The sequence below is a fragment of the Streptomyces desertarenae genome, from assembly GCF_042681365.1.
Lineage (GTDB): Bacteria > Actinomycetota > Actinomycetes > Streptomycetales > Streptomycetaceae > Streptomyces > Streptomyces desertarenae.
In genome coordinates, this window is the sequence record NZ_JBHUFU010000013.1 from 69730 (window position 1) to 89302 (window position 19573).

A 19573-nucleotide genomic window follows, 5' to 3' on the forward strand; every position below is an offset into this window, starting at 1 on the left:
CTGCTGCCGCAGAGCGTCACCTCGGCCCTGTCCACCACGGCCCAACTAGGCCTCGTCACCTTCATGTTCCTGCTGGGCTGCGAACTGCGCCTGGGCAACACCCGGGCGAGCGGCACCACGGTCGGCGCTATCGGTGCGGTCGTCGCCGGCGGCATGGGGCTGCCCTTCCTGCTCGGCGCCGTCCTCGCCTGTGCCGCACCCGACGTGCTGCGCGGCGACCACGCCTCGGGCGGCGCCTACCTGTTGTTCTTCGGCCTCGCCCTGTCGGTCACGGCCCTGCCCGTGCTGGCCCGGATCCTGGTCGACATGGGCCTGGACACCACCCGCACCGGGGTGTTCGCGCTGCTGTCGGCGGCCGTCGGCGACGGCATCGCCTGGCTGGTGCTCACCGCCGTCCTCGCGGTCAGCCGCACCGGCGGCACCGGACCGGTCGCTCTGACCCTGACGCTGGTCGCGCTGCTCGTGGCGGTCACGTACCTGCTGGTGCGCCCGGCGCTGGCGGCGCTGCTGCGGCGCGTCGAGGCGGGCGGGCGCGGCGAGCGGCTGGTCCTGCCGCTGCTGCTGGCCGGGGCGCTCGGTTACGGCGGCCTGACCGAGATCATCGGGCTGCACCCGGTCATCGGCGCGTTTCTGTTCGGCACGGCCGTGCCGAACGGCTCGTTCATCGTGACGCGGCTGCACCAGCAACTGCAGGGTTTCACCCAAGCGGTGCTGCTGCCCCTGTTCTTCGCCGGCGTGGGGCTCACCGTGTCCCCCGGCACGCTGGGCACCAGCGTGTGGCACTGGTGCGTCCTGCTCGGCGTCATCGTTGCGGCGGCGGCCGGCAAGCTCGCCGGTGCGGGCGCCGCGGGCCGGCTGATCGGCCTGAACCGCACCGAGGCGCTGCGGCTCGGCGTGCTGATGAACTGTCGCGGCGTCACCGAACTCGTCGTCGGCGGCATCGGCTGGCAGGCCGGCCTGATCAGCGACGCCGGACTCACCGTGCTCGTCGTGATGGCCCTGGCGACCACCGCGATGACCGGCCCGCTGCTGAAGCTGACCGGCGTCCCAATGCCCATCCCCGCTCCGCACACCGATCCCGAACCGTCCCCGTACCGGCCGGTGCCCGAACGCACCGCCCAGAGCACTTCCGTGGAGGTCTGACACCCATGTCCCCGATCGATTCCGCACGGATCGCCGAACGCAGGCAGCGACTGCAGGCCATCGACCAGGACATCATCGGACTGATCCGGCAACACCAGGAGGTCGTCCTGCAGTTGAGGACGCTGCGCCGGCTGGCGGGCCTGCGCGAGTTCCAGCTGGCCCAGGAGAACGAGGTGCTGAGCCAGTACCACGAGGCGCTGGGCGGCACCGGCACCGCGATCGCGCTGCGACTGCTGTCGCCGACCCCTCCCGGAGCCGCCGGCGAGCGTGTCGCGCCGAACGCCGCCTGACCCCCGTCACCGGGGCCAGCCACCGGGCCGGCCCCGGTGACGGCGTTCCCCGCCGGCTGTTTCCGACCGCCCTCAGGAGAGGAAAGAAACCCACCGTGACCCCAACGACCCACACCCGAACCGTGCCGCGTCGCGGCCTACGGGGACTGCTGGCCCTGCCGTTCCGCGGCGACACCTGGCGGCACCTGCTGTACGCGCTGCTGGTGCCGCTCGTCGCCGGTCTCGTGCTGGCCTTACAGCCGCTGATCAAGTCCTCGCAGGACAGTGGGAAGCAGGGGCTCGGCCCGCTGACGCTGTTCCTGGCGCTGGTGGTCGCCGCGGTGGCCGGGCCCGCCTTCGAGCGCATGCGGCTGCGCGTCTTCTTCGGCGAGCGGCTGGCCCCGTGCCGCTCCGGACGCGTCGCGGGCGCCGTCCAGCTTTTCTTCGTCAACATGGTCCTGGCGACCCTGTCCTTCGCGGCGACCGTCGGCTGGGTCATCGTCTCGGCGCGCAACCTGACCTATCCGATCTGGGGCTGGGAGCCCTACCCCACCGACGCCTGGGGCGGGCCGACCCCGGTCGGCGCGGTCGCGCTGCACTTCTTCTCCGGCGTGGTGGCCTTCTTCGTGCTGCCGTGGGTGGTCGTGCGGGTCACCGAGTGGCAGCGGGCCGCCGTACGCCGGTTCGCCGCCGGGTGACGCCGGGCCGTACGCATGCGGCCGTGCCCCCGGGGGAGGAATCCCGCCGAGGACACGGCCGTTCGCGGTGCGGGCCGGGCCTCACGCCGCCCTGGTCAGGTGCGGCCGCCGCGCGGTGCGGACCTCGGGAGCCGGCACCGCGCCCTGGCCCTGCGCGGACAGCAGCCGCAGTACGGAGAGGACCCGGCGGTTCTCGCCGTCGCCGCCGTTCAGGCCCAGCTTGGTGAAGATCGCCGCGACCCGCTTCTCCACGGTGCCCGGCGACACGCACAGGTCGCCGGCGATGGCGCTGTTGGTGCGGCCCAGCGTCATCAGCCGCAGGACGTCCCGCTCGCGCGGGCTGAGCGAGGCGAGCCCCGGGTCCGACCAGGCGGAGTCGCCGGGGTGCGGGCCGCAGGCGACGGTGAGCACTCCGACGGCCCGCGGGTCGGCAATCGTGGCGCCGGCCGCGATCCGCTCCAGGGCCGGCAGCAGCACCTCCGCCTCGATGACCTGCTCCAGCAGCAGGAACGTCGTCCCGGGGCGCCGTGCCCCGAGCAGGCGGGCCGCCAGGGCGGGGGCGGGACGCGGCGGGTCAGCCGAGCTTCTCGGTCTGGGCGTCGATGACCTCGGTCGGGAAGGCGAAGTCCTTGCCGCCGCCGGCGGCGGCGAAGTTGAAGGAGGAGAAGACGGCCAGGGTGTCGCCCTTGCGCACCACCGCGAGCTTGAGCGGGACCGACTCGCCCTCCTGCTCCGTCGTCACCGTCCAGGCGAAGGCCTCATCGCCACCGGTGACCTTGTCCTCCTTCGTGATCCCGGTCACCTTCTGCGGCTCGCCCCGGACGCCGCCGGCGAATCCGCCGGAGCACGCCTCGGCGGCGGCGCTCAGGTCGGCCGCGGCCTTCTCCGCTCCCCCGGAGCCGTAGGAGGACAGGGAGAGCATCGTGGCCGTCACGTCGAAGGACGACTCGATCGCCTCCTCGAAGTCCTTGATGTCCTCCTCGGTGATCTCGCCGGAGCCTGCGGTGCCGGTCTCCTGCGGCTTCTCGGGCTCCTGGGTGACCATGCGCTGGACGGTCGCCGCCGGGTCGCCGATCGGCACACCCAGCTGCGCGTACGCGATGGGCTCGCACTCCTTCTTGTCGGCGGAGACGTCCTTCGCGGGGGTGCTGTCGCCCGGGCCCAGCTCCTCGACCTTGTGGCCCTCGACGTCCCCGGTGGCGAGCACGAGCTTCTCCAGCTCGGCGGGGGTCTTCGCCGTGTCCGCCGGTCCGGTGGAGGCCGTCGCGCCGGCCTTGGGCTTGTCCTCGGCTCCGCCGCCTCTCTCCGAACCGCCGCAGGCGGCGGCCAGCAGGGCCAGGGAGGCCGCGCAGGCGGCGAGGGCGGTACGGCGGACGGCGGTGGGTCGCATGGGTGTGTGTCTCCGCTTCGGTGAACGAGTGCTCCGTCACCAGGGCAGGCGGCCGGGGAAGCGTCGGCGCTCCGGTCGTCGCGGGCCCTGGGACCGGCCAACTCTAAGCTCTTGTGCAGAAGTTGTGGCCGTGGACCGCCAATCCGCCTCCGATCGTGATCACCGCGTGATCGTTCCGGTTCGCCGCGCGGTCCTCCGGCCGGATGGGGCCCGCCCGCGGCGGGGCGGGCGGACCCGCGGGTCACCGGCGGTTGTACAGGCGCATGGTGGCCGTGCCGAAGACGGCCGTCAGCATCGCGCCCCACCCCAGCGAGCACCCCGGGGCGCCCGCCTCGAGCCGGAAGCCCAGGAGCAGGCCGAGGGCGAGCATCACCGCGCAGGCGATCACGTAGCGCAGCACGTCGCCCAGCAGGACCAGGTTCTCCGTGCCGGTCAGGTCCTCGTCCACCGAGGCGTACTGCCCGGTCAGGCTCACCCGGCCGCGCACGGCGTCGGCCTCGTGCAGCACGTCGTGGCCGAAGACGCGGGCCTCGCCCCCGTCGGGGCGCAGCAGGGTGGCGAGCATCTTGACCGTGGTGGTCTTGCCCGCGCCGTTGGGGCCGAGCACCCCGTAGACCGTGCCCGCGGGCACGGTGAGGTCGACCCCGTCCACCGCGCGGGTCCCTCCGAACACCTTCACCAGCCCCGACGTCTCGATCGCCGGGCCGGATGTGCCGTCCTTCATGGTTCGCGCCCTCGTTCCCCTCGTGTCCGCCGTGTGTGGTGTGGCGCGCCGCTCCGGCCCGCGCGAAACGCGCCGGGTGCCTGCGGGGCTCGCCACGCCCCTGTGGACCGGCGGCGGGGACCGGACTCATCGCTCCCGCCCGGTCCTCCCGGCGGCCCACCCCCGCGCGCCGCGGCCCGCCGGGGGGGCCGGACGGGAACCGCGGCCCGCCCTCCGCGCGTGGTCCACGGGGTGACCTCGCAGACACGCGCGCGGGGCGGCACGGGACGGGTGCTCGCGGCCCACCTGGCGGTGCTCGCCCTCGTCGGCACCGCCTTCGCCCACGTCCAGCTCCACGCGGTGTTCCTGGCGCTGCTGTTCTCCGAGGGGGCGGCCGTCGCGGTCGTCCCCGTCGCGGCGGTGGCCGGGGGGACGGCCCTGTTCACCGCCGTCGGCGGCCTCTTCCGGCAGTTCGCCCCGATCACCGGACGGGCGTCCGGCAGGTGGGTGTGGGGGGCGGGGGTCTACACACTGGGCACGGCCGGCGTGCTCGCGGTCCTGGTGGTGGACCGGCAGGGGCCGGGGCTGGGGCCGGGGGCCGACGTCCTGCTCCACCCCTTCGGGGGGCTGTGCCACGCGCTGGGTGCCGTGCCCTTCCTGGCGGGGGCCAGGGTCCGCCTCGCAGCCCTCGCCGGTGCGGCGGTGCTGGCGGGCGGCTGGGCCTACGGCGTCTGGGAGAGTTCCCGGCCGCTCTCCCCGGAGGAGTGGCTCGCGGCCAACCGCGTGGACCGCGCCCTGCTGCGCGTCGGCGACCCACCCCCCGGGTACGCGCTGGACGTGGCGCACGCGAGCGCCACCGCCTTCGGCGCCGGCTACACGCGCGGCGACACACGGGCGTTGCGCCTGAGCGTGGAGCGGCCCGGTACCGGCGCCGGGCCGCGCGTCGACGCGCGCGGCTGCCCCGTCCCGCTGGGCGGGACGGCCGTCCGCTGCACGGACGACGGCGGGGGACGGCTGCTGGTGGCCTACGCGGACGGTCACGAGCGGCGGGAGCTGCGGCTGCTGCGCGACGGCCTGCTGCACGTCGTCGCCCTGGAGGGTCCCCGCTCCGATCCGGCCGCGGCCCGGCACGTCCTGTCCACCCTCCGGCCGGCGACCGGCGCGGAGCTCGCGCCCCTGGCGGAGCGGTCGGCGCCGCGGTGACCCCCGCGGCCTCCGGCGTCCCCGGGCGCCCCTCAGCCGCCCCGCACCGTGATGCCGAGCTCCCGGGCCAGGGCCGGGGCCAGGTCCAGCAGCTGCGCCCCGCCGACCGTCGCGCCCCGGAGGGAACCGTGTCCCGAGGCGATGCCCAGCGCGGCCGCACCGCGCAGGTCCACCTCCTTCATCCGGGCACCGTCGAACCGCGCGCCCTCCAGGACCGAGCCGGGGAAGGAGACGCCGGACAGGGAGGCGCCGGAGAAGTCCGCGTCCCGCAGCAGGCAGTCGGTGAAACGCACCTCCCGCAGGGTGGCCGCGCGGAGGTCGACCGAGTCGAGTTTGCAGTCGAAGAACGCCACGCGGCGCATCACCGAGCCGTGGGCCTCCACCCCCGCGAAGATCCCGGCGACGGCCTCGGCGTCCGTCCAGCCCGTCTCGGCCAGGTCGGTGCCCACCCAGCGCACGGTGTGGAACCACACGTCGTCGAACCGGGCCCGGCGGCAGCGTCCGCCGGTGAAGGAGACCGAGGTGAAGGCGCACTCGGTGAAGCCCGCCCCGCCGCAGTCGGCGTCCTCGAAGCCCCGGCCGTCGAAGTGGAGGGTGTCGTAGGTCAGCTCGCGCTCCGGCACGCCGTCGAACGGTTCGAGGTACTGCGCGTACGGCAGGTCGTCGAGGCCGCGGGGGGTCTGGGCGGGGGGCATGGCGGGCCTTCCGGCGCGGGGGCGGGTCGCGCGCACCCTACCCGCGGCCACCGACAACGGCGGGCGGGACGCAGCGGGCCGGGCGCTCAGGCTCCCGCGAGGGTGGCGACCATGACCGCCTTGATGGTGTGCATGCGGTTCTCGGCCTCGTCGAAGACGACCGAGTGCTCCGACTCGAACACCTCGTCCGTCACCTCCAGCGACCGCAGGCCGTACCGCTGGTGGATCCTGCGGCCGAGGGCCGTGCCCAGGTCGTGGAAGGCCGGCAGGCAGTGCAGGAAGCGGACGTCCGGGTTGCCGGTGGCGCGCAGCACGTCCATGGTGACGGCGTACGGGCGCAGCAGCTCGATGCGCTCCTCCCACACCTCCTCGGGCTCGCCCATCGACACCCACACGTCGGTGGCCACGAAGTCCGCTCCCGCCACGCCCTCCTCGACCTTCTCGGTGAGGGTGACGCGGGCGCCGGTGCGCTCGGCCAGGGAACGGGCCTCGGCGACCACGTCCTCCTCCGGCCACAGGCTCCGGGGGGCGGCGACACGGACGTCCATGCCCAGCAGCGCGCCGGTCACCAGGTAGGAGTTGCCCATGTTGTTGCGGGCGTCGCCGAGGTAGGCGTAGGCGGTCTCCGCCAGGGGCCGGGCGCAGTGCTCGGTCATGGTGAGCACGTCGGCGAGCATCTGGGTGGGGTGCCACCGGTCGGTGAGCCCGTTGTAGACCGGGACGCCGGCGTGGGCGGCCAACTCCTCGACGACCTCCTGGCCGCTGCCGCGGTACTCGATCGCGTCGTACATCCGGCCCAGCACCCGGGCGGTGTCCTTCACCGACTCCTTGTGGCCGATCTGGGAGCCGGACGGGTCGAGGTAGGTGGTGTGGGCGCCCTGCTGGGCGGCGGCGACCTCGAAGGCGCACCGGGTGCGGGTGGAGGTCTTCTCGAAGATCAGCGCGATACTCCTGCCACGCAGCCGCTGCTCCTCGGTGCCCGCGCGCCGGGCCGCCTTGAGCTCGGCGGCCAGCTCCACCAGCCGGCGGAACTCCTCGGGGGTGAAGTCCAGCTCCTTGAGGAAGTGGCGGCCCGTGAGGTCGATCGCCATGGTGGCTCCTGGAGAACGGTCGGGGACGGCGGAAGACTCGGAATAGTATACGGCTGCCCGCATCAGTATGCGGTCGGGTTCCGCGCTCCGGCCGTATCCTCGCACCGCGCCGCAGGCTCCGCCGTGCGGGCGCCGCCGCCCGCCGCGGCGCGCACCCCGGCCGGACCTACACCGCGTCCCGTTCGAACGGGCAGCTCATGCAGCGCGGTCCGCCGCGCCCCCGGCCCAGCTCGCTGCCGGGGACGGTGATCACCTCGATCCCGTGCTTGCGCAGGTGGGTGTTGGTGGTGACGTTGCGCTCGTAGGCGATGACGACGCCCGGCTCGACGGCCAGCACGTTGCAGCCGTCGTCCCACTGCTCGCGCTCGGCGGCGTGCACGTCCTGGGTGGCGGTGAGCACCCGGATGCCGTCCAGACCGAGCGCGGCGGCGATGGCCCGGTGCATGTGCTCGGGCGGGTGGTCGGTGACCTTCAGCTCCTTCTCCGAGGCGCCCGGCTCGATGGTGTAGGAGGGCAGCATGCCCAGGCCCGCGTACTGGGTGAAGGTGTCGCCGTCGACCATCGTCATCACCGTGTCCAGGTGCATCAGGGCCCGGCTCTTGGGCATGTCCAGCGCCACGATGGTGCGGGCCGAGCCCGCCGCGAACAGCCCTCGGGCGAGGGTCTCCACCGCCTGCGGGGTGGTGCGCTCGCTCATCCCGATGAGCACCGCGCCGCTGCCGATCACCAGGACGTCCCCGCCCTCGATGGTGGAGGGGTGGTCCCCCTGCTCCCCGGACCACAGGTGGAAGCCCCGCTCCCCGCCCTCGCCCGCGGGGGCGAACAGCGGGTGGTGGCGGTAGATCGCCTCGAAGTGGACGCTCTCGCGCCGGCGGGCGGGCCAGCGCATGGCGTTGATGGAGACCCCGTCGTACACCCAGGCCGAGGTGTCCCGGGTGAACAGGTGGTTGGGGAGCGGGGCGACCAGGAAGTCGTCGGGCTCCATCACGTGGAAGCGGACCGAGACCGGCTCCGGATACCGCTCCAGGTACTCCCGCTTGGTCATGCCGCCCACCAGCGACTCGGCCAGCTCCGCGCCGGACATCCCGTCGAAGACGGCCCGCAGGTGGTCGGCGGCGAGCGGACCGTACTCCTTCTCGTGGAAGGTCCGGTCCAGCACGAACGCGCGGGCGGCGGGCACCTCCAGCACCTCGGCCAGCAGGTCGCCGAAGAGGTGGACCTCCACGCCCCGGTCGCGCAGCACGTCGGCGAAGCCGTCGTGCTCCTGCCGGGCCCGCCGCACCCACAGCACGTCGTCGAAGAGCAGGTCGTCCCGGTTGGACGGGGTGAGCCGCTTCAGCTCCAGGTCGGGGCGGTGCAGGATGACGCGCCGCAGACGCCCGGTCTCGGAATCGACGTGGAATCCCATGACCCCATCCTGACCACTTCGGCGCTTTGTGAACCTCACCGCGGCCGAGCGGGCATCCGCCCCGTCACCTCCGCTCCCCCACCTCCCGCACCAGCCCGGCGATCGCCTCCGGACCCACCCGGCAGCAGCCGCCGACCAGCCGGGCCCCGTCGCGCACCCACCGCCGCGCGTCGGCGGGGTCGAAGGCGGCGGGGCCCGCCCAGGCCCGGTCGCGGGCGTTCCACCCCTCACCGCTGTTGGGGTAGACCACCGCCGGTTTCCCGGTGGTCCGGACGGCCAGGCGCACCGCCGCCGCGGCGTCGCGGGGATCGCAGCAGTTGACGCCGACCGCGATCACCTGCCGGTTCCCGGCGGCGACGGCGAAGGCGTCCCGCAGCGGCTGGCCGGCGCGGGTGCGTTCCCCGACGACGGTGTACGACAGCCACACCGGCACCCCGCAGCCCTCGGCGGCCCGCAGGAGCGCCTCGGCCTCGTCGGCGTCCGGCACCGTCTCCAGCGCCAGCACGTCCGGGCCCGCCGACGCCAGCGCCTCGACGCGGGGGCGGTGGAACCGCTCCAGCTCGGCGGTGCTCAGCCCGTACCGGCCGCGGTACTCGCTGCCGTCGGCGAGCACCGCCCCGTAGGGGCCCACCGAGGCGGCCACCCACACCGGCCCGTCCGGGGCGACGCGGCGGGCCGCGGCGCGGGCCAGCTCCACGCTGCGGCGCAGCAGGGCGTCGGCCTGCTCCCCGCCCAGGCCCCGCCGGGCGAAACCCCGGCGGGAGGCCTGGTAGCTGGCGGTGATCAGAACCCGCGCCCCCGCTCGCAGGTAGGCGGTGTGGGCCGCCTCGATCTGCGCGGGGCCGTCGGCGAGCAGCCGGGCCGACCACAGCTCGTCGGACAGGTCGCAGCCCTGCGCCTGGAGCTGGTTGGACAGGCCGCCGTCCAGGACGAGCGGACCGCGGGCGAGAGCGCCGGCGAGGGAGGGCGCGGGGTCTGCCGCCATGCCGTCACACCGTCACGCCAGCTGGCTCTGCACCTGGGAGGAGATCAGCTCCAGGTGGTCCAGGTCGTGCAGGTCGAGGATCTGCAGGTAGATGCGGGAGGCGCCGATCTCGGCGTAGCGGCCGATCTTGTCGACCACCTCGGCCGGGGAGCCGGCCAACCCGTTCTGCCTGAGCTCGTCCACCTCGCGGCCGATGGCGGCGGCACGGCGGGCGACCTCGGCGTCGTCCCGGCCCACGCAGGCCACCAGGGCGTTGGAGTACACCAGGTCGTCGGCCCGGCGGCCGTGCTCCTCGGCGGCGGCCCGCACCCGCCCGAACTGGCGCTCGCTGTCCTCGACGGAGGCGAAGGGGATGTTGAACTCGTCGGCGTAGCGCGCGGCCAGGGCCGGGGTGCGCTTGGCGCCCATGCCGCCGATGAGCACCGGCACCTTCTTCTGCGCGGGCTTGGGGAGGGCGGGCGAGTCGGTCAGCCGGTAGTGGGTGCCCTCGTAGGTGAAGGTCTTGCCCGGCTCGGTGCCCCACAGCCCGGTGACGATCTCCAGCTGCTCCTCCAGGCGGGAGAACTTCTCCCGGGGGAAGGGGATGCCGTACGCGGTGTGCTCGGCCTCGAACCAGCCGGCCCCCAGGCCGAGTTCGACGCGCCCGCCGGACATGGCGTCGACCTGCGCCACCTGGATGGCCAGGACGCCCGGCAGCCGGAAGGTGGCCGCGGTCATCAGGGTGCCCAGGCGGATGCGGCTGGTCTCGCGGGCGAGGCCGGCCAGGGTGATCCAGGCGTCCGTCGGGCCGGGCAGTCCGTCGACGTCGCCCATCTTCAGGTAGTGGTCGGAGCGGAAGAAGGCGTCGAACCCGAGGTCCTCGGTGGCCTTGGCGACGGTGAGCAGGGTGTCGTAGGTGGCGCCCTGCTGCGGTTCGGTGAAGATGCGCAGATCCATGCCCTCCATCCTGCACCGCTGCCGCTCCGGACCGCTCCCCGGCCCGGGCTCTCCGGGGCTTCCCCTTCCCCCCTCCCTCCGGCCCACCGCCTCCTCCGGCGCGCCCGCCGGTGTGCTCCCGGCCGCGGGTGTCCCGCCACACCGCCCGCCCCGCGCCCGGGGCCCCTCACCCCTTCCGCCGCGCCACCGCGCCGGCCGCCCCGGGGAGCGGGGGCGCCCGGTGGGAGGGCCGGCCGCGCCGCGCCAGGCGCCGCATGATCGCCACCACCCTGTCCCCGCACTCGTCGGCGGCGTCTATGCCCTCGATGCACCGCCAGTACACGCCCTCCTCCTCGGCGTCGACCGCCACCCGCACCAGCGCGCCCCCGATCTCGTCCAGCAGCCCGCCGAGGTCGTGCAGGGCGGCGAACAGGTCGCGGACCTCCGTCAGCCGGGCGGCGCGGGACCCGTCGGCCGACCGCCCCGCACCCCGCAGCGAGCCGCAGGCACGGCCGCTGGCCTCGCGCAACCCGCCGGCCTGGACCCGCACCTCCGGCGGGCCGGCCGTCACCAGGTGCGTTCCGACCGCTTCCGCGAGCGCCTGCCCCTGCCACGCCTCGGTAAAGACGTCAGCGACTTCCTTACTGTGCGCGAGCGCCCGGCGCGTGTCCTCAATGAGTGATAGCGCATCCATCCACCTTTTCCCTCCGTAACCGTCCACTACCCAGCGTGATACCCGTGGGAGGTTCTGGCTAGTGCCCCGGGGAGGACTGTGGAGAAACTCGACACTGTGGAAACCGCGACCACTCCGGAGGGTGACGATTGGCTCGACTGGGAGGACGGTCGGAGCCGTCCGTCTCACTCCCTCATCCGAGACCACCGTCACTCTCCGCAACCGGGAAGCGGTGCTCGTTCCGCTCGATCTTGGCCGCCAGCGCCTCGGTGGCGTCGATCCCCAGCACCTCGCAGAGCTGGAGGAGGTAGGCGAGGACGTCGGCCACCTCGTCGGCCACCCTCGCGGCCCGCTCCGGATCGTCCATGACCCGCACCGACTGCTCGGGCGTCAGCCACTGGAAGATCTCGACCAGTTCGGCGGCCTCCACGCTCAGGGCCGCGGTCAGGTTCTTGGGGGTGTGGTACTGCTGCCAGTGCCGCGCCGCGGCGAACCCGGCGAGCCTGCGCTGGAGTTCGCCCAGCCGCCCGCCCGGCCGTCCCCGCCATCCCGGCCGCTCCGGCCGTCCTTCCGTCCGGCCGTCCCCGCGCCCGTCGCCCTCCGCGCCACCATCGTCCATGCCCCCAGGTCTACCAGCCGCCGCCCCGGACCCGCGCGGCGGCCGGATCACGTCCCCACGCCCACCGGGCCGCCCGCGGTCCCCGCCGCCGCGTCCCGCGCGGCGTCCGGCGCCTGCCGCTGCCGCTCCGCGCCCAGGTTCACCAGCCGCACACCGGGCACTCCGCAGACCCCGGAGGCGTCGTACACCGTTCCCAGCAGCCGGATGTGGCCGCGCTCGCACATCCGCGCCGCCAGGCCCAGCAGTTCCCGCCGCTGCCGGACGTCCAGGCAGCGGTCGAGCCCGTCGGCCAGCACCGTCAGCGCCTGGTGCGCCTCGGGCACCTCCCGCACCGGGTCGACCTCGAGCACGCCCGGGCCGGTCAGCAGGACCAGGGCGAGCGCCAGGTAGCGCAGCTCCCCGTCCCCGAGGCGGTCCACCGGAGTGGGGTCCAGCCCGTCGCCGTGCTCCACCAGCGCGCGGACCAGCCCCGTGCGCCCGTGTTCCGCCCACGGTTCGGTCACCAGGTCCGCCACGGGGAGGGCCAGCCCCGCGCGCACCGCCGCCACCAGGGCCGCGTGCCGGGTGCGGCACTCGGTGCGGGTGCGCGCCAGGACCGCGGCGAGGTTGCCGCAGTCGCCGCGGAGCAGGCCCTCGGAGGCGGGCGCGGGCGCGCGCACGGCCCCGGGCCGGGGGTCGCAGGCGAATCCGGCGCGCAGCGCGGGCACCACCTGCTCGACGGCGGCGAGCACCCCGCGCTCCCCCTCGGTGGCGCCCGCCACCCGCAGCGGCAGCAGGGCGGTACCGAGCCGGTCGTCCGGCAGAGGGGCGCGGGAGGACCGGCCGGCGCCCCCCGCGTACCACTCGGCCCGCACCGCGCGCCGCGCCGGGTCGCGCAGGGCGGTGGACAGCAGGGCGCGGCCGTCGGCCCCGGTCAGCCGTTCGCCCGCGATGCGCAGTTCCGGTTCGGCCTGGACGGCGACGTCGAGCCGGACCGGGCCGGCGGGGCCGTCCACCGTGCAGCCCAGCCGGAAGCCGCGCCGGCCCTGCGGATCCCGGGGGGCGCCGCGCGGCACGCAGGCCGACGGCCCGCCCGGCACCGCGCCGAAGACCTCCTCCAGGCTCTCCCCCGCGGCGAGCCGGGCCAGCACCGTGCACGCCTGGAGCACCGTGGACTTCCCGCTGCCGCCGGCCCCGGCCAGCAGGGTCAGGGGTCCCAGCGGCAGCCGCAGTCCGCGGTGGGCGCGGAAGGCGGAGAGCCGCAGCTCGGTGACGACGGGCCGGCGAGGGGCCCCGCTCTCGGTCATGCCCGGACGGTAACGGTTGCGCTCCGCGCCGAACCGTTACAGCTGTCCGTCTTTCCTACGATCAGGCGACACCGTCCCGTCCGGGTGACCGCCGCGGGACGCGGAAGCAGCCGTTCCCCTGACGGGCGGCGCCTCGACCCCCTAACGTACGCGCATGCCGCACCCCGCCGACCAGTACTACGCACCGAACCGGCCCCGCGACGAGGTACGCGCGCAGCTCCGCCGCGACCAGCTCCGCCTGCGCGCCTGCCAGGCCTCCCTGGGCCTGGTGGGAAGGGACGTCCTCGGCCTGGCGGTCGAGCCCCGGCAGGACGAGGTCGTCCTCCACGCCGCCGTCGTGCGGGAGACGCCCGAGGCGGTCCGGGACCTGCACGACATCGCCGCCGAGTTGAAGCTCCTCCTGGTGGGCGGGCCGGACGACCGGTCGGACATCACCACCCAGGTCCACGTCGGACTGCCGTGTCCCGCCACCTGGCCCGGGCACGACCACGCGCTGGTGTACCTGGCCAAGTGGGACGAGGTGGCCGCGGTCGACGCGGAGCGGGAGCGGGAGCGGGCGGAGGTGTAGGGCCCGGGTCCGTGCCCGGCGGGCGCGGGACGGACGCGGGCGGGCGCCACGTGTCCGGCCGTCGGCGCAGGGTAGGCGGGTGGCGCCGCCCGGGACCGGGGCGGCGCCACCTGACCGCCGCTACCCGACGCGTTCGGGGGGAGGGAGCCGGTGTCCTCGGTGCTGACCGGGAGTTGGGACCTGGGCTGGAGCGTCGGGATCTTCGTCGTGGCCGCGGCCGTGACAGTGGTGTGCAGTGTGCGGCTCGCCGCGCTGGGGGACACGCTCGCGGACCGGACGGGCTGGGGGGAGGCGGTGTTCGGCGCCGTGTTCTTCGGCCTGATCACCTCCCTGTCGGGGATCGTGATGACGGCGGTCAGCGCCGCGGCCGACCGGCCCGGGCTGGCGTACGGCAACGCGGTGGGCGGGATCGCGGCGCAGACCCTGGCCGTGGTGGTGGCCGACGCCTTCCACCGGCGGGCCAATCTGGAGCACGCCGCGGCGTCGGTGTCGAACCTGCTGTTCGGCTGTCTGCTGACGGGGCTGCTGGGAGTGGCGCTGCTGGCCTCCTTCAGCCCGGAGGTGACGGTGTGGGGGGTGCATCCGGCGTCGGTGGTGCTGGTGGCCTTCTACTGGGGCGGCCTGCGGCTGATACAGGACCACGACGAGCCGATGTGGCGTGCGGTGCGCACCCGGGAGACGGTGCCGGACGTGCCCGACGAGGAGCCGGCGCGGCACGGACAGCTGCGGTTGTGGGCGGAGTTCGCGGGGATCGCCGGGCTGGTGGTGGTGGGCGGCTGGGCCGTCGCCCGGGCGGCGGGCGGCCTGCTGGACGCCACCGGGCTGGAGGCGGGTCTGGTGGGCGCGGTGCTGATGGGCGGGGTGAACGCGCTGCCCGAGACGGTGGCGGCGGTCGCCGCGGTGCGGCGCGGGGCGGTGACGCTGGCGGTGGCGGCGATCGTGGGCGGAAACTGCCTGGACGTGCTCAACCTGGTGGTCGGTGATCTGGCGTTCCGCGGCGGCTCCCTGTACCACGCGGCCGGCACGGACCAGCTCTTCCTGACCAGCGCCTCCCTGGTGATGACGACGGTCCTGCTGGGCGGTCTGCTGGTGCGTCAGCGGCGCGGCTGGCTGGGGCTGGGGTTCGACGGGGCGCTGCTGGTCTCTGTCTACCTCGGCAGCGTGGCCGTCCTGGCGTTCTGACCCCGCGTCGGCGGAGCGGCGCACGGCTCCGCCGGGGCGCACCGCGTCGTGCCGGAGAGCGGGCCGAAAGGGCGGCGCGCCCCCGGCCCCCGGGTGCCGGAGGGGGCCTCCGGCACCCGGGGCCGCGGACCGGTCCGCGACCGGTGCGGCTACCGCGCGACCCCGGCCGTGACCGTCTCCCCGAAGGGGCCGTTCGTGAAGGCGACCGATGCCGGCTCGACGGCTCCCCTGACGGTGACGGTGCCGGTGGCCTTCTCGCCCCTGGCCAGTTCGACGGTGTCGATCTGGCGCTCGTCCGCGGCGAGCTCGACGTCGTACTTCGTGCCGTCCGAGCCCGTGACCTCGAAGTACAGCGGATTGACGGCGACCTTCTCCGCGCCGTTGTTCACGACCGTGACCAGCACGGAGGTGTGCTGCCCCCGTGCGAGGACGGTCGGCCGGAAGCCGGTGGCCTGCGCCGTGACCCTGATCGGCGGCTCCGCGGCCGCCTGCCCGCCGGGCTCCTCCCGCGGCCGCTCCCGCCCCGCCCCCTCGGCGCCGGAGCCCTCCGGCACCGACGACGCGGCCGGCCTGCTCCCCGCGCCCTGGTCCCCGCCTCCGCCGAGCGCCGCGGCGACGGCGCCGATCACGACGAAGAGGACGACCACGCCGAGGCAGCCGAACCCGATCGCCTTCCCCGCGCCGGACCTCCCGGGCGGCGGCGCGGGCTGCTGCGGCGTACCGGGACCCCACTGCCGGGGACCTGGATTGTGCTGGGTCATCGAACCCCCCTCTTTCCTGACGTCCGCCTCCGGATCCCGGAGGCACGGCACCCGGCCGGGGACCGGACCCCGTCGAACCCCCGCCGGACCGATCCGGCCGACGGCACTCCGTGTACCGGCCGAGCACCTTCTTCATGACAACTTAGTTCACAGAGGAACAGTTGATTGATACCACATGCGCCGCCACATCGCACACGACAGGGTCAACGAAACACTCCGGGAGGCGCCGGCCGCGGGGAGCGGCGACCGGTCCGCCCCCGGACCGGGGCCGGAGCCCGGACCACACCTTCCACCCGGCATCCCTTTACTGCCGCTTTAACCTTGCCGAGTCGTTTTCTCCTCGACTTCCGCGATGCCCCGAAAGGGCACGCACATTTGCCCCCAGACAGGCCCGACAGAGCGGGTGGGACGAATGCGGGCTGGTTCCGACATTGGCCGGACCTTTGACGGAGAAGGGATGAAAGCCCTCGGGAAGAATGCTCCGAACGCCGCTAAAAACCCCGCGTGAACAGGACTTACTACGCTCTGCTACCGGCTCGTACACTCCCCCGGCATTCTCGCCCGGAAATCAGGAGGCGCCAGTTTCATTTGCCACCTTGTACGACGGCCGACAAAAGCCGATCATGGCAGCGGATCTGATCACCCCTCAGGCCCCTCCGATGCCGTCGACGACTTCGGAGTTCAGTGCCGGTCCAATTTCCAGAACGGAGACAGAAGGTGAACAGAGCGAAGAAGGTTCTGCGCGGACTCGCCGCGGCGGCGAGCGCGACCCTGGCGGCCGCGGGCATCTCCCTGGCCGGAGCCGCTCCGGCGTCGGCTGCGAACTACTACTACGAGCTCCCCTACCCGGCCGGCGAGTCCTACCAGGTCACCCAGGGCCCCGAGGGCACGTTCTCGCACTACGGCCCGTACAACGAGTACGCCTGGGACTTCGGGCTTCCGGCGAACTACGAGGTCTCCGCCGCCCAGGGCGGCACGATCCTCATCTCCAACTGGTCGCCCTACGCGGGCAACGGCATCGAGGTGATCATCCGGCACTCCAACGGCCAGTGCACCCACTACGCGCACCTGAACCGGGCGATCTACAACACCGGCGACTGGGTCCCGCAGGGCCGGATCATCGGCTGGTCGGGCAGCACGGGGAACTCCACCGGGCCGCACCTGCACTTCCAGGTGATCGACTGCAACACCCGGGTGGGCCTGCCCGCCACGCTCCAGGGCTGGACGCCGCCCACCGGCTCCTGGCCGGTGAGCGTGAACACGCGCGCCTGACCCCCGCTGCCCGGGAGCCGGCCCCGCCGCACCCGCTGGAGCCCTGCCGCGCGGATCCGCGCGGCAGGGCTCCAGCGGGTGCGGCGGGGCCGGTCAGGCCGTGGCCGGGGCCGGACCCACCAGTTTCTCCAGGACGTCCTCCATGGTGACGAAGCCCAGCAGCGCGCCCTGGGCACCGGTGACGGCGGCCAGGTGGGTGCCCGCGGCGCGCATGGTGGTCAGGACGTCGTCCAGCGGGGTGTCCTCCCCTATCTGGACGACGGTGCGCAGCGCCTCCGGCGGGAAGGGCCGGTCGCGGTGGAGGACACCGATGGCGTCCTTGACGTGCAGGTATCCCAGCACGGCGCCGCCGGGTCCGGTCACCGGCAGCCGGGAGAAACCGGCCGTGGTGGCGGTGCGCTCCAGTTCGTCGGGGGTGACGGTGCAGCCGACGGTGTGCATCTCGGCCAGAGGCACCAGGACCTCGCTCACCGGGCGGTGCCCCAGCTCCAGCGCCTCGCGGAGCCGCTCGTGACCGCCGGGCTCGATCAGGCCGGCCTGGCTGGCCTCCTCGGCCATGCGGGCCAGCTCGGCGTCGGTGAAGATCGAGGCGACCTCGTTCTTGGGCTCCACCCTCAGCAGACGCAGCAGGGTGTTGGCGAAGGCGTTGATCCCGAAGATCACCGGGCGCAGGGCCCGGGTGAGGGCGACCAGCGGCGGCCCCAGCAGCAGGGCGCTGGGCACCGGGGCGGCCAGGGCGATGTTCTTGGGCACCATCTCGCCGACGAGCATGTGGAGGTAGGTGGCCAGGGCCAGGGCGATGACGAAGGCGATCGGATGGATCAGCGCTCCGGGGACGCCGGCCGCCGCGAAGGGCGGCTCCAGCAGGTGGGCGATGGCCGGTTCGGCCACGGCTCCCAGGACCAGCGAGGAGACGGTGATGCCCAGCTGGGCGGTGGCCATCATGGCCGAGAGGTGCTCCAGGCCCCACAGCACCGTGCGGGCGCGCTTGGAACCCTTCTCGGCGTGCGGCTCGACCTGGCTGCGGCGCACCGAGATCAGGGCGAACTCGGCACCCACGAAGAAGGCGTTGGTCAGCAGCGTCAGCAGACCGATGGCCAGTTGCAGGGCGGTCATCGCAGGGCCTCCTCGCGGACCTCGCGGACGGCCGGGGCCGGGGCGGTGAGCCGTATCCGGTCGGCGCGGTGGTGGTCGACGTCCAGGACGTACAGCTCCCAGCCGTCGACCTCGACGGTGTCGCCGACCGCGGGGATGCGCTCCAGGCGGGTGGCCAGCAGTCCGGCGAGGGTCTCGTAGGGGCCGTCGGGCGCGGTCATCCCGATGGCGGTCAGCTCGTCCAGGCGGGCCCCGCCGTCGGCCTCCCAGCGGGCGCGCCCGTCGGCGCCGGCGTCCAGGGGGCGCAGGTCGGGCTCCTCGTGGGGGTCGTGCTCGTCGCGGACCTCGCCGACGACCTCCTCGACGATGTCCTCCACGGTGGCGACGCCCGCGGTGCCGCCGTACTCGTCGATGACGACCGCGAGGGTGCGGCGGCTGCGCAGCCGCTCCAGGAGGCGGTCGACGGGCAGGGTCTCGGGCACCAGCAGCGGCTCGGTGAGCAGCTCGGTGACGGGAGTGGCGGGGCGGCGGGCGGCCGGGAGGGCCAGCACGTCGCGGATGTGGACGGTGCCGATCACCTCGTCGAGGGTGTCCCGGTAGACGGGGAAGACCGACAGGCCGGTGGCCAGGGTGAGGTTCTCGGCGTCGGCGGCGGTGGCGCGCGCCTCCAGGGCCTTGACGTCCACGCGCGGGGTCATGACGTTCTCGGCGCTGAGTTCGCTGAGGTGGAGGGTGCGCACGAACAGCTCCGCGGCGTCGGCCTCGATGGCGCCCTCCCTGGCGGAGCGGCGGGCCAGGGCGACCAGCTCGTCGGGGGTGCGGGCGGACTCCAGCTCCTCGGCGGGTTCCAGGCCGAAGCGCCGCACCAGGCGGTTGGCGGTGTTGTTCAGGTGGCGGATGAGGGGGCCGAAGACGGCGGTGAAGCCCCGCTGGGGCCCGGCGACGACCTTGGCGACCGCCAGAGGGCTGGAGATGGCCCAGTTCTTGGGGACCAGTTCGCCGACCACCATCAGCACCACGGTGGAGAGCGTCACGCCGAGCACGGTGGCGGCGGTGGGGACGGCTCCGCCGGGCAGCCCGGCGGCGGTGAGGGGGCCGCGCAGCAGCACGGCCAGGGAGGGCTCGGCGAGCATGCCGATGACCAGGGAGGTCACCGTGATGCCCAGCTGGGCGCCGGAGAGCTGGAAGGTCAGCTGCCTGGCCGCCTTCAGCGCGCTCGCCGCGCCGCGTTCCCCTTCGCGCGCCGCGCGCTCCAGTGCGCCCTTCTCGACGGTGGTCAGGGAGAACTCGGCCGCGACGAAGACGGCACAGCCCAGGACCAGCGCGAGGGCCACCAGCAGAAGCAGGACTTCGGTCACCGTGCCACCTCCGTCCCCTGGCTCGTCGCAGGGCGGCCGCGGGTGGCACGGCTGGTACTGGGAGGTTCACCCATGGTGGGCTCTGTGCTCCTTCTCGTCGGGCCGGTCGGGTGTCTCGTGCCTCGAGGGGAACCGGCTCATTTCAGGCCATTGTAAAGGTGCGGCAAAACACTCCTGAAGGGCGAACGCCACAACCGTGCGGATCGGTTCCCGGCGGGGCCGGCCCCGGTGAGGACGACGCCGGTGAGGACGACGCCGG

At 74.3% G+C, this 19573-nt stretch carries 20 protein-coding genes and 1 pseudogene; 7 read left to right on the forward strand and 14 right to left on the reverse strand.

Going from position 1 to position 19573, the window contains the following annotated elements; all coding sequences use genetic code 11:
• Nucleotides 1–27 precede the first annotated feature (27 nt).
• The 3 genes from ACFSJS_RS21045 (at nt 28) to ACFSJS_RS21055 (ending at nt 2110) form a co-directional block, all read left to right on the forward strand.
• Nucleotides 28–1143: a cation:proton antiporter domain-containing protein gene (locus ACFSJS_RS21045; RefSeq protein WP_380902885.1), complete on the forward strand. Its 1116-nt coding sequence runs from the start codon at nt 28–30 to the stop codon at nt 1141–1143.
• 5 nt (nt 1144–1148) lie between these two features.
• Complete coding sequence (locus ACFSJS_RS21050) at nt 1149–1433, forward strand: chorismate mutase family protein (RefSeq protein WP_380902714.1); 285 nt, start codon at nt 1149–1151, stop codon at nt 1431–1433.
• Nucleotides 1434–1528: 95 nt separating this feature from the next.
• Nucleotides 1529–2110, forward strand: a complete 582-nt coding sequence (locus ACFSJS_RS21055) for a hypothetical protein (protein ID WP_380902716.1) — start codon at nt 1529–1531, stop codon at nt 2108–2110.
• Between the two features lie 81 nt (nt 2111–2191).
• Here the strand turns inward: ACFSJS_RS21055 and ACFSJS_RS21060 are convergent, their stop codons facing one another.
• The 3 genes and pseudogenes from ACFSJS_RS21060 to ACFSJS_RS21070 form a co-directional block, all read right to left on the reverse strand.
• Nucleotides 2192–2587: a response regulator transcription factor gene (locus ACFSJS_RS21060; RefSeq protein ID WP_380902718.1), complete on the reverse strand. Its 396-nt coding sequence runs from the start codon at nt 2585–2587 to the stop codon at nt 2192–2194.
• A 97-nt stretch (nt 2588–2684) separates the two neighbouring features.
• Complete coding sequence (locus tag ACFSJS_RS21065) at nt 2685–3500, reverse strand: hypothetical protein (protein ID WP_380902720.1); 816 nt, start codon at nt 3498–3500, stop codon at nt 2685–2687.
• Nucleotides 3501–3822: 322 nt separating this feature from the next.
• Nucleotides 3823–4224, reverse strand: a pseudogene (locus tag ACFSJS_RS21070) (ATP-binding cassette domain-containing protein); the annotation flags it as partial.
• A 231-nt stretch (nt 4225–4455) separates the two neighbouring features.
• Between ACFSJS_RS21070 and ACFSJS_RS21075 the strand changes: the two are divergent.
• Nucleotides 4456–5406 carry a hypothetical protein gene (locus tag ACFSJS_RS21075; protein WP_380902722.1) on the forward strand — a complete coding sequence of 317 codons (951 nt, stop codon included), beginning with the start codon at nt 4456–4458 and terminating at the stop codon, nt 5404–5406.
• Nucleotides 5407–5438: 32 nt separating this feature from the next.
• Here the strand turns inward: ACFSJS_RS21075 and ACFSJS_RS21080 are convergent, their stop codons facing one another.
• From ACFSJS_RS21080 to ACFSJS_RS21115, 8 genes are all read right to left on the reverse strand, one after another.
• Complete coding sequence (locus ACFSJS_RS21080; RefSeq protein ID WP_380902724.1) at nt 5439–6101, reverse strand: pentapeptide repeat-containing protein; 663 nt, start codon at nt 6099–6101, stop codon at nt 5439–5441.
• An 86-nt stretch (nt 6102–6187) separates the two neighbouring features.
• Complete coding sequence (gene argF, locus ACFSJS_RS21085) at nt 6188–7192, reverse strand: ornithine carbamoyltransferase (protein ID WP_380902726.1); 1005 nt, start codon at nt 7190–7192, stop codon at nt 6188–6190.
• 166 nt (nt 7193–7358) lie between these two features.
• Nucleotides 7359–8600, reverse strand: a complete 1242-nt coding sequence (locus ACFSJS_RS21090) for an arginine deiminase (RefSeq protein WP_380902728.1) — start codon at nt 8598–8600, stop codon at nt 7359–7361.
• Nucleotides 8601–8664: 64 nt separating this feature from the next.
• On the reverse strand, nt 8665–9585 hold the full coding sequence (mmuM, locus tag ACFSJS_RS21095) for a homocysteine S-methyltransferase (RefSeq protein ID WP_380902730.1): 921 nt from the start codon (nt 9583–9585) through the stop codon (nt 8665–8667).
• Between the two features lie 12 nt (nt 9586–9597).
• Complete coding sequence (locus ACFSJS_RS21100) at nt 9598–10521, reverse strand: LLM class F420-dependent oxidoreductase (RefSeq protein WP_380902732.1); 924 nt, start codon at nt 10519–10521, stop codon at nt 9598–9600.
• Between the two features lie 166 nt (nt 10522–10687).
• Nucleotides 10688–11194 carry a DUF6099 family protein gene (locus tag ACFSJS_RS21105; protein ID WP_380902734.1) on the reverse strand — a complete coding sequence of 169 codons (507 nt, stop codon included), beginning with the start codon at nt 11192–11194 and terminating at the stop codon, nt 10688–10690.
• A 172-nt stretch (nt 11195–11366) separates the two neighbouring features.
• The gene (locus ACFSJS_RS21110; protein ID WP_380902736.1) at nt 11367–11792 is read right to left on the reverse strand and encodes a nucleotide pyrophosphohydrolase; all 426 of its coding nucleotides are present in this window, start codon (nt 11790–11792) and stop codon (nt 11367–11369) included.
• Nucleotides 11793–11839: 47 nt separating this feature from the next.
• Complete coding sequence (locus ACFSJS_RS21115; RefSeq protein WP_380902738.1) at nt 11840–13078, reverse strand: AAA family ATPase; 1239 nt, start codon at nt 13076–13078, stop codon at nt 11840–11842.
• A gap of 154 nt (nt 13079–13232) precedes the next feature.
• Here ACFSJS_RS21115 and ACFSJS_RS21120 point away from each other — a divergent pair, with 154 nt between their 5' ends.
• Both ACFSJS_RS21120 and ACFSJS_RS21125 read left to right on the forward strand, forming a co-directional pair.
• Nucleotides 13233–13646: a hypothetical protein gene (locus tag ACFSJS_RS21120; RefSeq protein ID WP_380902740.1), complete on the forward strand. Its 414-nt coding sequence runs from the start codon at nt 13233–13235 to the stop codon at nt 13644–13646.
• Between the two features lie 159 nt (nt 13647–13805).
• Nucleotides 13806–14828, forward strand: a complete 1023-nt coding sequence (locus tag ACFSJS_RS21125; RefSeq protein ID WP_380902887.1) for a sodium:calcium antiporter — start codon at nt 13806–13808, stop codon at nt 14826–14828.
• A gap of 149 nt (nt 14829–14977) precedes the next feature.
• On the opposite strand, the gene ACFSJS_RS21130 is transcribed toward ACFSJS_RS21125, so the two are convergent.
• Entirely contained in the window at nt 14978–15589 is a 612-nt protein-coding gene (locus ACFSJS_RS21130) for a DUF4352 domain-containing protein (RefSeq protein ID WP_380902742.1), read from the reverse strand.
• Nucleotides 15590–16306: 717 nt separating this feature from the next.
• Between ACFSJS_RS21130 and ACFSJS_RS21135 the strand changes: the two genes are divergently transcribed.
• Complete coding sequence (locus tag ACFSJS_RS21135; RefSeq protein WP_380902744.1) at nt 16307–16861, forward strand: M23 family metallopeptidase; 555 nt, start codon at nt 16307–16309, stop codon at nt 16859–16861.
• Nucleotides 16862–16954: 93 nt separating this feature from the next.
• Here the strand turns inward: ACFSJS_RS21135 and ACFSJS_RS21140 are convergent, their stop codons facing one another.
• Both ACFSJS_RS21140 and ACFSJS_RS21145 read right to left on the reverse strand, forming a co-directional pair.
• Complete coding sequence (locus ACFSJS_RS21140; RefSeq protein ID WP_380902746.1) at nt 16955–17977, reverse strand: hemolysin family protein; 1023 nt, start codon at nt 17975–17977, stop codon at nt 16955–16957.
• Nucleotides 17974–19314, reverse strand: coding sequence for a hemolysin family protein (locus ACFSJS_RS21145; RefSeq protein ID WP_380902748.1), 1341 nt, complete (start codon nt 19312–19314; stop codon nt 17974–17976). Before ACFSJS_RS21145 ends, ACFSJS_RS21140 begins: the two co-directional genes overlap by 4 nt.
• Nucleotides 19315–19573: the final 259 nt, after the last annotated feature.